Source organism: Streptomyces sp. NPDC050504 (assembly GCF_044458065.1).
GTDB lineage: Bacteria > Actinomycetota > Actinomycetes > Streptomycetales > Streptomycetaceae > Streptomyces.
This window is the reverse complement of record NZ_JBITHO010000001.1, coordinates 1,377,979-1,388,986: the sequence shown is the minus strand read 5'-3', so window position 1 is coordinate 1,388,986 and position 11,008 is coordinate 1,377,979. Positions and strand designations below refer to the sequence as shown.

The window sequence follows — 11,008 nt, the reverse complement described above, 5'->3', positions numbered from 1 at the left end:
ATGACGGAGGCGGGGGGCAGGCCGCGTTCTCCTGGCTCACGGCGAGATACCCGTCTTCTTTGGAGTGCCTTCGGCAACGGCCCATAGGGCGTCTCCGCGAAGCCGTCGGGGCGATACTCCGTCCGTACGCCCGGACCGGACGGGCCGTGGATTCTCCTGACTGGCAACCAGGGACAGCACGGCCTGCCCATGCCTCTCGGCGTCCAGAGCCAAGACCTCGGCGCTCACACGAGGCCCCAACGAAACCGCTTCGCGACAGGAGGAGACCCATCTCCGCGAGATCGCGGGCGAAGGGCCGAACCGCACCAATGGGAGAACATCTCCCAGGACCCCGGCTCTCAGGGCCCCGGAAGGGAGCGGATACGTCACGGCTCCAGCCCCTGTTCCGCATGTCCGAACCCCCAAACCCACCGGCAGCCCGCGACCGGTCGGAGTTCCGTGCTTCGCAGCCCTGGCATCCCCCTCCCCCGACCCGCCCCCCCGCCCTTCGGGTACCCGAAACGGGCGGGCCCTGCCGTGCACGGCAGGGCCCGCCCGTTTCGGCGCTCTGCTAGAAGTTCTTCCAGCCGCCGCAGTTGTAGGCGACGACCCCGTCCCAGTCGCAGATGCGTGCCCGCTTGACGTTGACGTCGAAGTAGGCGCTCCTCGACGTGCTCGGGCCGCCGAGAGTCCCGTAGACCCACCCGTCACCCGTTTGGCCGACGAGCTGGACGTGCAGCGCCGCTCCCCGCCCGTCGTTGGATCCGTCGAGGACAGACGTCTGGGAACCGGGGCGCCCCGGAGGGTCGTTGTTGACGGCCGCCGCGTCACACTGGCTCCCGGAGCAGCTGGTCCAGCTGACACCGGCTGCGCTGGCGGGTGCGGTGGCGAGAACGCCTGCTGCGGTGACCGCAGCGAGCAGAGTGCCGAGTCTGACGGCACGTCGGGTGATGCGCATAGTCCGTGTTCCCCCTCAAGTCAGCGTGGCGGGGCGCCTGTACACCACAGGAGACGTCCGTCCCCAGACTCCCGCCATCTGTCATGGCCATGGCCGTGGCCATATTAAGGACGGAGTGCGGCAGCTGGGGCGGAACGAGAAACTCCCCTCGAACTTGGCTGGTTCAGCCGTCGGTGCGGTGCTCGTCCTCCGCACCCGGCGGCAGCCCTTCAGGTGTGGTTCCGAGCCGCAGCCTCAGCGATTGCCCAGAGTGCCGCCCAAGAGAGGGAGCAGGTGGTCCCAGTGCTGCTTCAGCCCAGAGGCGCTGAAGGCGTCGGTGTCGGACATGGTGAAGCCGTGGATCGTGCCGGGATAGATCTCGGAGGTGTAGCTGACGCCCGCGGCATCCAGAACCTGGCTGAGCTCGCCGAGGGCTTCGGGTGTCATGTCTCCTTCGGCGTGGCCGAGGTGGACCTCGGCGGTGAGCTTGGAGAACAAGCCGGGCCCATCGGCACTCACGGGGCCGTGGAACGCAGCGACGGCAGCCACCTGGCCGGGGTGGGCCGCAGCGGTCCGCAGCGCCAAGAGGCCGCCTATGCAGTAGCCAGTCACCGCGACCGGGCCTACGCTGACCTCGGGCTGGGCGGTGAGGAACGTGACGTAGGCGTTTGCGTCCCTCAGCACGCGTTCGGCGGTGTGCGCCTCGATCAAGGGCATCAACTCGGCGAAGAGCGAAGCCCGGTCCTCTTCTCCGATGTGCTCGGGAAGCTCGATCACTGGTACCGGGCCATGCCGGTAGTAGAGGTTGGGGACGAGCACGTAGTAGCCGTGCCCGGCCAGTTCGCGGGCCAACTCCCGCAGAACGGGCCGGATGCCGAAACCGTCCGAGTACAGCAGCACCCCCGGGTGCCGCTCGCCACGGTCGGGGAAGGCGGCGAACGCATCGGCCTGGCCGTCCGCGGTGGGAATCTGCAAGGTCTTGGTGGGCATGAATTCTCCTGTAGTGGTTGATCTGTCGAGCCTCTGACCAACACCACGGAGGAGGAGCCCGCGCGGCAGCGCAGGATCCTCGGTCGAACAGCGGGACCGTACTGGCCCGTACGGCGCTCAGAGGAGCACCGGGTCACCAATCCGTGTGTGGCGCAATGCCGTCCCGGTAGTCATACGCACAACATAGCCCACACCTCTGATCATTCAGTGCGGCAGAAAGACCGACAGCGGCTTCGGCCACCGCGGACCGACAGCGGTGTCGGAGGCGGACCTGATCGATCCGGGCAGCGCGTCGTCCTCGACAACGTCCAGCTCGGGGCAGGAAAGCATGGCGGACCAGAGCAGCGCACTCGGCCTGATCGACAACACTCTCGTGCTGCTCAACAAGCGCTATAGGGACAGCATGTGCGCCGGAGCGCTGCGATCGACCCGTAGCTGGCTGCCGCAAAGTGGGCGGACCGATCAGGTGCCCTACTGCGGCTTGCGGAAGCCGCGGGCATCCTCCCTCAGCCAGAGCAGCCCGGTCTCCGGTGCCGGCCACATGTCGATGCGGTGCCGTTCCGTCAGCTCGCGCCCGTCTTCTTCGTAGGCCACCGCCAGAGAGTCGTCGGCGCCCTTCACCGACAGCCTCACCCGCCAGTTGTGCCCATCACCGTGCCCCGGCCCTGGAAGGTCGAACTCCTGCAACTGCCCGTCCAGGTTGCCCAGCTGAACGTACGACTCGGCCTGAAGGTCGCCCTCCACGATCTCGTCCCAGCCTTCCCCGTCCAGCTCAGGTTCGCTCTCGTGGACCCGGACCACAGCCGGAATGTCACCGTGCTGCACACCCGTCCAGATCACGAGCCCCGGATGCGCCTCACTGGCTTCCAGCGCCTCCACCCGTCCGTTGTCCCGCTGCCTCCCCGCCCCCTTTGGAACCTCCCCGGGCTCGGGCTCGCTGCCCGTGATCCAGTAGTGCGTGTAAGCGGTGTGGAGCGTCATGTCTCGCTGCACCGCAGGCCTCCTCGAAATCGTCGGCGGAAGGCGAAACGTACCGGCATACGCGCCCTGCGCAACGCCGACCGCGCCGCGGTGAAGGCGCCAGGACCGGTCCACCTCATCGCGTTGGACGCTCTTAGCCTTGAGGTTTCGGGCGCATCGCACCAGCCCGGCATCGGCCAGGACGGCGGTCACAGCGGACAAGTGCGGTAACGGACAGCCCACTTCAACCGCACACAAGAGGACCTTTCCCACCGCCGTCCCGGAGGCCGTACGGGTACACCAGTCCGTACGGCCACCCGGTCGCGGGGCGCCGCCCGATCGGCACGTGCGGCTGCCGAAGGCGGGGTCAGGAGTCGAGCGCCTGGTAGAGCGTGGTCCAGAAGTCGTGCATGAGCCGCACCGAGTTGGGGGCGGAGGCCCCGACCTGGGTGAGCAGGATGCCGGTGAGGCCGGTCACCGGGTCGGCGTAGGTCGAGGTGCCGCTGCCGCCGTCCCAGCCGAACTGGCCGACGGGTGCGTAGTCGCCCCGGTAGGTGCGCACCGCCATCCCGAAGCCCCAGCCGCCGTGTTGGCCCTGCCCGAAGGAGATGTGCACGTTGTCGGTGGCGAGCGCGGTGCGGGCGGCCAGTTGTGCGGGCGTGAGGCGGTTGGTGGTCATCAGCTCGACGGCGGGCCGCGACAGGATGCGCTCGCCTTCGTGCACACCGCCGTTGAGCAGCATCCGGAAGTACGCGTGGTAGTCGTCGGCGGTGGAGTTCAGTCCGCCACCGCCGCTCTGGAACGCCGGAGGCGCGCTGTGGCGGCCGCCTTCGGCTTCGTCCCACACGTGGAACTCGCCGGTCGCCGGGTCGGGGGCGTACAGGGGAGGCAGCCGGTGCATGTCGTCGGCGGGCACGTGGAAGCCGGTGTCCTTCATGCCCAGCGGATCGAAGATCCGCTCCTTCAGGACCGCCTCGAACGACTGGCCGGTGACGCGGGAGACGAGCACGCCGAGCAGGTCGCTGGCGATCTGGTACTGCCACTGCTCACCCGGCTGGTGCATCAGCGGAAGCTCGCCCAGGCGCCGCATCCACTCGTCCTGCTCGGGCATCGGCACCGGGAGGTTGGGGGTGATCCCCTTCTCGAAGACCGCGGCCATGACAGGGGTGCCTATCGACGTCATATCCATGCCGAGCCCGAAGGTCGAGGTCAACACGTCTCGCACGATGACGGGGCGGCGCGCGGGAACGGTTTCGTCCAGCGGGCCGTCGATCCGCTTCAGCACCCGGCGGTCGGCGAGTTCGGGCAACCACGGGTCGACCGGATCGTCCAGCCTCAGTCCGCACTCGTCGAGCAGGGCCATCGCCGCCGCGACCGTCACCGGCTTGGACGTCGAGGCCATCCGGAAGATCGTGTCCCGCTCCATCGGCGCGCCGCCTTCGCGGCGCATGGTGCCGATCGTCTCGACGTGCGTCTCGTCGCCCCGGCTGAACAGCGCGACGATGCCGGGAACGTCTCCCGATTCGACGTGCCGCTCCAGCACGTCGTGCACCTTGCGCAGGCCCGACTTCGAGAAGCCGCCGTTACCCGTACCCATGATGAAGCTCCTTGCCGCAACGTTCGGGAATGACTGAACAGCCAGGAAACTATATTGCGTTCACTCCTTCGTCAACATGTGACGGAGCAACAAAAACACTCTTCATGCCGTTCAAACCATGTTCATTGCAATGAGATTGAGGGCGTACGCGATGCCCCGGCGCACTCCTGCATTGCAATGGGTATGAATTGAACGCACACTGTCCGCAGGTCGGGGAAGCGTCGAAGGAGAGGGGATCAGCACCCATGCCCGGAGGCAGGCTCACCAGTGAAGAGCGTCAGCGGATCGCCGAGGGGTTAGCCGGGGGACTCGGCTACACCGAGATGGGACGCCTCTTGGGCAGGCCCGCGTCGACCGTCATGCGGGAGGTCGTCCGCAACGGTGGTCCGGAAGGTTACGGGGCCCAACGGGCCCACGAAGACACGCGACGGCGAGCGCGCCGTGCGCAGCCCCGGACGCCGGTGCCGTCCCCGACACCGCCCGCGGCCGACGAGCGCGTCGGATGCGATCGCGACCCCGACGCGGTCCTTGACTTCACCAACTCCTTCAGCGCGCTCCTCACGCAGCAGGGACTGCCCCGCATGGCCGCGAAAGTGCTGGCCTGTCTGTACGTCACCGACGAGGGCGCCCTCACCGCCGCCGAACTGGTCCAACGGCTGGGCGTCAGCCCGGCGTCCGTCTCGCACGCCGTCGCCTTCCTGGAACAGCAGGGCATGCTGAGACGGGAGCGGACTGCCGGCGGACGCCGCGAGCGCTACATCTGCGACGAGGACCTCTGGCTCCGCTCCACACTCGTGGCGGCAAGGACGAACGACGCCTTGGCGGAGATGTCACGGCGTGGCGCCTGCACACTCGGAGCCGCGACCCCCGCCGGCGCCCGCTTCGCGTCTTCGGCCGAGTTCCTTCTGCTCCTGAACGAAGCCTTCCGGAAGGTCGTTGAGGAGTACCGGCGAAACCTGGCCGGACGGAACACCGGGCAGAGTGCCGGACAGAAAACCGTGCGGGATCCTGCACCGGGCGCCAACCAGCCGCATGCCTTCTGAGAGCCCTGCCCGTACGCCTCAGCGGACTCCCCCGCGCCTTTCACGGCACCGGCCGGGCCTCTTGAGCACGAGCAGCTCACCGACCGGGCCCCTGAGCACGAGCAGGTCACCGACTCGGCGCGTCACCGCCCGGCCGCGATGAGCACATCGTCCGCCGGTGGCGGAGCTATCTCGTCGACGATGTCCAGGAAGGGGCGGACCAGGGGGTTCTTGCCCGCAGTGGGCCACATCAGGCCGTAATCGATGGTCGAGGCATCGCTGAAGGGCACGAAGACCAGCCCAGGCCGGGCGTGGAACTGTTCGGCGCGGGCGGCGACGGTGCTGACGCCGGTACCCGACGCCACATGGACCAGGACCTCCGGCCAGTACTGCGTCGCGGGCCCCTGCGGGACCGGGCGGCCCGAGGGCGTCCGGCGGGGGAAGTAGCGATCCATCCAGTAACGGGGGATGTGGGCATCGGCGAGGGTCACCAGCACGGCGTCCGCGAGGTCTTCGAGCGATACGGACCGCTTCCCGGCGAACGGGTGGTCGGCCGGGACCATCAACGACCGCGGCTCCGCGAACATCAGCCGCCCGGTGGTGATGTCGGGTTCGTCGACGGGGAATTCGGTCATCTGCACGTCGATGGTGCCCGCGCGCATGCCTCCGAGGGGATCGCAGAGCTGGACCTCCCGGATCTCGACCTCGCAGTCGGGATACCGGACCCGGAACAGGTCGGCGGCTCGCACCAGGAGGTTTCCGCACCACGCACCGGACCAGCCGACCCGTACGACTCCCTTGATCCGCACGCCCCTGCCGGTCGAGATCGCCTGCGCCAGGCCCAGGGCGATCTGCTCGTACGCGGGCAGCAGGTCGTCCCGCAGCCGCTCGCCCACCTCGGTCAGCGTCACGCTCCGGCTGTTGCGCACGAACAGCTGGGCGCCGACGCGGCGCTCCAGCTTCCTTATCGTCTGGCTGATCCGGCTCGTCGTCACGTGGAGCCTCGCCGCGGTACGACCGAAGTGCAACTCCTCGGCCAACGTGAGGAAAGCCTCCAACTCAAGCCGCTCCAGCATGCCTTCCTCATTCCTTCGTGTAGCCACGCTCAACGGAGCGTGCTCTCTTTCCGCCTTGTCGGCGCGTTCGCCGTTCTCCGATCCTGGTGCGACCGCGTTCGGCGGACGAACCTCCCCGGTCGTCCGCGAGGAACGCGGACATCGGTCGCGCCTCGGTCGCGCGAGAACGGAGCAGCACTCATGAGCAAGGTCGTCGTCGTGATGTACGTGTCCATGGACGGCGTGGTCGAGGGACCCGCTTGGACGGGACCCTTCTGGAACGACGAACACGCCAAGTACCAGCACGGGCAGTTGCTCGCGAGTCGCGCGCTCCTGATGGGCCGCGTCACGTACGAGGAGATGGCTTCCTCGTGGCCGACCCGGGACGAGTCGGACGGTTTCACGGCTCGCATGAACAGCATCCCGAAGTACGTCGCGACCACCACCCTCGAAAGCGCGGAATGGAACGCCGTGCTCATCGAGGGCGACCTCGCCGAACAAGTGGCCAAGCTGAAGTCCGAACCGGGACAGGACCTCCTCGTCTACGGCAGCGTCACCCTAGTCGACCACCTCATCGCCCACGACCTCGTGGACGAACTCAAGCTCTTCGTGCACCCCGTGGTCGTCGGCACCGGCCGGCACCTCTTCTCGGCCGGTGCAACCGGGCGGACCTGGACGCTCGCGGGCACGGCGGCCTTCAGCTCCGGCGCGGTCGTCCTCGACTACCGACCGGCAAGAGTCGCGTGACCTCCGGCCCCCGACCGGCCACCCCACCTCGGAAATCCCTTCTCAGCAAAGGACGTTCACCGTCATGCGCAAAATCGTCAACTCCACGTACGTCTCCCTCGACGGCGACATCGAGAAGCTGGACCAGTGGTCTTTCGACTACTGGAGCGACGCCCTTGAGCAGTACGCGAACAAGCTGCTGTTCGCCGCCGACGCCCTGCTGATGGGCCGTGAGACCTATGTGAACTTCGCGTCCGCATGGTCGGAGCGGGCCGGTGCCGACGCGTTCGCCGACCGGATGAACAGCATCGACAAGTACGTCGTCTCCTCGTCCCTGGAGGGCGGCGACTGGGGCGACACCACCGTCATCCCCCAGGAGGAGGCCGTCGAGACGCTCACCGCGCTCAAGGAGCGTCCGGGCGGCGACATCCTCATGTACGGATTCGGCCCCGTGGCCAGGACCCTGCTCGCCCACGACCTGCTGGACGAGGTGCACTTCTGGGTGCACCCGGTGATCGCCGGCGGCGGAACCCTCGCCACCGATGGGCTCCAGCACCGCCTGAAGCACATCCGCACCGAGACGCTCGACACCGGCGTCGTGGTCCTCACCTACGCACCCGCGCCCGCCCCTGGGGCGTCGACGGTCGCACCACGGTGACGGCGGTGACGTGCACGGAGTGCTCCTCGGTTCGTGGGGAAGTCCCACAGCTCTGAAACATCAGACGAGACGAATCGTATCGCCTGGCGTGCACACTATGCAGGGCAAGGCGCCGTCGACTCAAGCGCGAATCGGCGGCGCGGAGCCGACCCGCTCCATCTCTCGCGTCGCAGGGCCGGGCGAGGACGCCGGTGACCGAGGGGCCGGAGAGTCCGGAGAGGCCAGCCAGGGGACTCCGTTTTGACCTCGAACCAGGCTGACAGGTAACGGCAGTTGCTCTAGTCTACGCGGGCCACGTAGCCGTAGTTCCGGGGGAACGCCATGGCGCTTCTGTTGCTGCTCGCCGCCGCTGTGCTGAGCGTGCTTGGCTGGGTGTACGAGAGCGACGGTCTGATCGACGCGAGCTGGGTGGTGTGGATCGTCGGCGTCCTCTTCCTGCTCCTGCGGTGGCGGCGCAACCGCAGGAAGTTCCCCAGCATCGAGAAGGCACAGGCCGCCGCGGAGGCTGGCGATCCGCGCGCCATGCGCGCCATCGCCTCGCTCCGCAAGCTCCAGGGAGACCACGCCGAAGCGGAGCGGCTGCTGCGGGCCGCGATCGAGCAGGGGGACGTGGAGGCCATGTGGGACATGGGGCGGCTCGTCGACCTGAGGGACGGGCTTGCGGAGGCCGAGCCGTGGTTCCGAATGGCCGCCCGTCACGGCCACTTCTTCGCCAAGAGGATGTTCCGACCGGGGCACGGCTTCAACATCGACGGCAGCAACCCGCTCTGAACCACCACATCAGAAGTACGGGCTGAAGCTTCCGAAGCGGGCGAGGAGCTTCCTCGTGTCCCGTTCGTTGAGCCCGAGCGCGTCGCCTGCCCGCTTGACCGTCATGCCGTTCCGAACGTCGTGCGCGGGCCAGTGGGCGAGGCGCCCGGCGAGGACCTCCATGCTGCGCACAGCCCGGAGCGCGGCAAGCGGTGCGCTCTTGGCGAGTTCCTCGATTTCGCCTTCCAGTCGCTCCAGGAGGGCGAGGATCGGTTCGGGCACGGGGACGGCCGTTTTCCCCACATCCGTGGTGTGGCGGTCCCACTCCAACGTGCACGTGCCCTCCGGGTCGGCTGCGGCCCTGGCCAGGTCCTGGTCTCCGATCACGTCCCAGTCCAGCCGATGCTCGGGTCCGGTCCAGCCGCAGGAACACACCGCGCGCAGTGCGGCGGCCCTGGGCCCGCAGAACGGCTTGCCGTTGTAGACGCTCCACTGGGAGACACTCCGGCTTTCGGGTCCGGACGAGCTGACGAAGAGGACCGGCTCCGGGACGGTGCCGTCCTCCAGGAGGACTCCCACCCAGCCTTCGTGGGAGGAGCCGAACTCGTCAGACGTCCAGGTTTCCTGCTCGGCCACGGTGTCCTCCGCCCGCTCACGCGCCCGGTCCGCAGGCGCCCCTGGACACGACAATGCCGCACCGAAGGCCGAGAGACGGAGGGATTCACCGAAACAGCCAGAAATCGCCGACGTACGAGCAAGACCGTCCGGTGCAACCTCATCGTCGACGGCGACATCGGCGTGCCGCCCAACGTGGCGCACTCCGCGACCGGCCCGAAGAACGGACATCGCGCCGGCCGCCCTTGAGCCTGCCCGGTGAGAATCGGTGTCAGCGCGGGTAGATCTTGTGCCAGCCGGCGCAGCGGTACTTGGCTCCGCCCTCGGTGAGGCACTCCTGTACCTCGAACTTGATGACGTTGCCGGCGAAGTTGTAGGTGTAGCTGTCCTCGTCGTTCAGGCCCGACGCGCTTCGGTTCTCGGTTCGGACCCCGCCGTCGTTGTATGTGGCCTTGAGGTACACACGGGCACCGTGGCTGTCCGACGCGGTGTCCCTGACGTTGACCTCGACGAAGAACCGATCGGCCTGGTCAACAGTGCCCCACCCGTACGCGCCGACGATGTCCGCGCTGGTGTTCGTGGCACTCCAGTTGTACGCCGCCGCGTTGGCCGTACCGGCGCCGACACCGACCGCCAGGGCGGCTCCCGCCGCTGCGACACCGGCGGAGCGCGCAACGGTCCTGAGGCGGTTCTGAACGTGATTGAGCATGCGATGACTCCTCAACTCGGTGTGGGACGACACAACTTCAGCGAGCTCTTCGCTTCCGCCCCTCGTTCGGTCGTACGGCTTGGATCGCCGAACTTCCGGGGCAGCGGTTCAAACCATGCCGGGCCTGTCTTGGAGGCACCTTGGCGGGTTCTTGTACCGGCTCGTCAAAACTCGTACCGGCAAGGAAATGGGGGGCATCGCGGCACGGTGCTGAAGGAGCGGGACACACTCCGGCGGGTCCGGCGGCTCAAGGAGGAACAGGCGGCCCGGCACACCCGCGTACGCTGCCGCCCGCGCGAACGCCTTCGAACCCGAACAGGTCGTCGGGCGGCCTCCGCTCTGTTCCGCGCACGGTTTCGAACACCCTCGCACGCCTCCGCCACTCCCCGCCCGACCTCCCACATGGTCTGATCGTGGACGTCGGCACACGGCGTCGAGTGCGCGTCGCGTTGGCCAGGCATCGAATCGTCGAAGGGTGATGCGATGAAGCTCGCGAGGATCCTGACAGGCGTCGCCGCCGCGCTCGGTCTGGCCCTGTCGGCCTCGGCCGTGCCTGCGACGGCGGATTCGGTCGGCACGGCCGAGACGTCGGCGGCCACGGTCCCCTACCCCGTCTGCTACGGCGCGGATGCGTACGTCAAGAACAGGTACGGGCAGAACGCGGCTTACGGGAAGACCGGTTGGTGCATCGACGACAGGGGCCGCTTCGAGACCACCACCGGTTGGAACTCGGTCAAGGACCTGGTGAACGGCGACGGGGTGGCGGCTCGGCTGTACGTACGGGGCACGTACCAGGACGGTCGCGACTTCGAGAAGATGCGGGCGGAGGACTTCACGACCACGCCCGGGGCCACGACCTGGGGCTTCGACGGCTACATCACGTACCTGTCGGTCTGGGTCTGCCTGGGCAACGCGAAGCCCGCGACCGGTTCCGCGTACTGCACGGACATGAGCCCGAGTGCCAGGTTCCCCTGGTAGGCGCGGGACCGCGGTGGCCGGCACGGGGGTCC

Annotated in this window: 12 protein-coding genes; 5 read left to right on the top strand and 7 right to left on the bottom strand. The window is 68.1% G+C overall.

Annotated elements, in window-relative coordinates; translation table 11 throughout:
• Window positions 1-550 precede the first annotated feature (550 nt).
• The 4 genes from ACIBNE_RS05785 to ACIBNE_RS05770 all read right to left on the bottom strand — a co-directional run bounded on the left by ACIBNE_RS05785 (window position 551) and on the right by ACIBNE_RS05770 (window position 4,463).
• Window positions 551-937 carry a hypothetical protein gene (locus tag ACIBNE_RS05785; protein WP_399269895.1) on the bottom strand — a complete coding sequence of 129 codons (387 nt, stop codon included), beginning with the start codon at window positions 935-937 and terminating at the stop codon, window positions 551-553.
• Window positions 938-1,171: 234 nt separating this feature from the next.
• Window positions 1,172-1,906: a dienelactone hydrolase family protein gene (locus tag ACIBNE_RS05780; protein WP_399269893.1), complete on the bottom strand. Its 735-nt coding sequence runs from the start codon at window positions 1,904-1,906 to the stop codon at window positions 1,172-1,174.
• A 471-nt stretch (window positions 1,907-2,377) separates the two neighbouring features.
• Window positions 2,378-3,079, bottom strand: a complete 702-nt coding sequence (locus ACIBNE_RS05775) for a hypothetical protein (RefSeq protein ID WP_399269891.1) — start codon at window positions 3,077-3,079, stop codon at window positions 2,378-2,380.
• Window positions 3,080-3,233: 154 nt separating this feature from the next.
• Window positions 3,234-4,463, bottom strand: a complete 1,230-nt coding sequence (locus ACIBNE_RS05770; RefSeq protein ID WP_399269889.1) for a serine hydrolase domain-containing protein — start codon at window positions 4,461-4,463, stop codon at window positions 3,234-3,236.
• Window positions 4,464-4,708: 245 nt separating this feature from the next.
• Between ACIBNE_RS05770 and ACIBNE_RS05765 the strand changes: the two genes are divergently transcribed.
• Window positions 4,709-5,506 (top strand): helix-turn-helix domain-containing protein, encoded by a 798-nt coding sequence (locus ACIBNE_RS05765; RefSeq protein WP_399269887.1) that lies wholly within the window; start codon window positions 4,709-4,711, stop codon window positions 5,504-5,506.
• A gap of 122 nt (window positions 5,507-5,628) precedes the next feature.
• On the opposite strand, the gene ACIBNE_RS05760 is transcribed toward ACIBNE_RS05765, so the two are convergent.
• Entirely contained in the window at window positions 5,629-6,561 is a 933-nt protein-coding gene (locus ACIBNE_RS05760; RefSeq protein ID WP_399269884.1) for a LysR family transcriptional regulator, read from the bottom strand.
• Between the two features lie 180 nt (window positions 6,562-6,741).
• On the opposite strand from ACIBNE_RS05760, the gene ACIBNE_RS05755 reads away from it, so the two are divergent.
• The 3 genes from ACIBNE_RS05755 to ACIBNE_RS05745 all read left to right on the top strand — a co-directional run bounded on the left by ACIBNE_RS05755 (window position 6,742) and on the right by ACIBNE_RS05745 (window position 8,695).
• Window positions 6,742-7,287, top strand: a complete 546-nt coding sequence (locus tag ACIBNE_RS05755; protein ID WP_399269882.1) for a dihydrofolate reductase family protein — start codon at window positions 6,742-6,744, stop codon at window positions 7,285-7,287.
• 64 nt (window positions 7,288-7,351) lie between these two features.
• A complete protein-coding gene (locus ACIBNE_RS05750; protein ID WP_399269880.1) occupies window positions 7,352-7,924 on the top strand; it encodes a dihydrofolate reductase family protein in 573 nt (190 codons plus the stop codon).
• A gap of 321 nt (window positions 7,925-8,245) precedes the next feature.
• A complete protein-coding gene (locus ACIBNE_RS05745; protein ID WP_399269878.1) occupies window positions 8,246-8,695 on the top strand; it encodes a sel1 repeat family protein in 450 nt (149 codons plus the stop codon).
• A gap of 9 nt (window positions 8,696-8,704) precedes the next feature.
• On the opposite strand, the gene ACIBNE_RS05740 is transcribed toward ACIBNE_RS05745, so the two are convergent.
• The gene (locus ACIBNE_RS05740) at window positions 8,705-9,310 is read right to left on the bottom strand and encodes a hypothetical protein (RefSeq protein WP_399269876.1); all 606 of its coding nucleotides are present in this window, start codon (window positions 9,308-9,310) and stop codon (window positions 8,705-8,707) included.
• A gap of 250 nt (window positions 9,311-9,560) precedes the next feature.
• Window positions 9,561-9,998, bottom strand: a complete 438-nt coding sequence (locus ACIBNE_RS05735) for a hypothetical protein (RefSeq protein WP_399269874.1) — start codon at window positions 9,996-9,998, stop codon at window positions 9,561-9,563.
• Window positions 9,999-10,481: 483 nt separating this feature from the next.
• On the opposite strand from ACIBNE_RS05735, the gene ACIBNE_RS05730 reads away from it, so the two are divergent.
• Complete coding sequence (locus ACIBNE_RS05730) at window positions 10,482-10,976, top strand: hypothetical protein (RefSeq protein WP_399269872.1); 495 nt, start codon at window positions 10,482-10,484, stop codon at window positions 10,974-10,976.
• The last annotated feature ends 32 nt before the right edge of the window (window positions 10,977-11,008 follow it).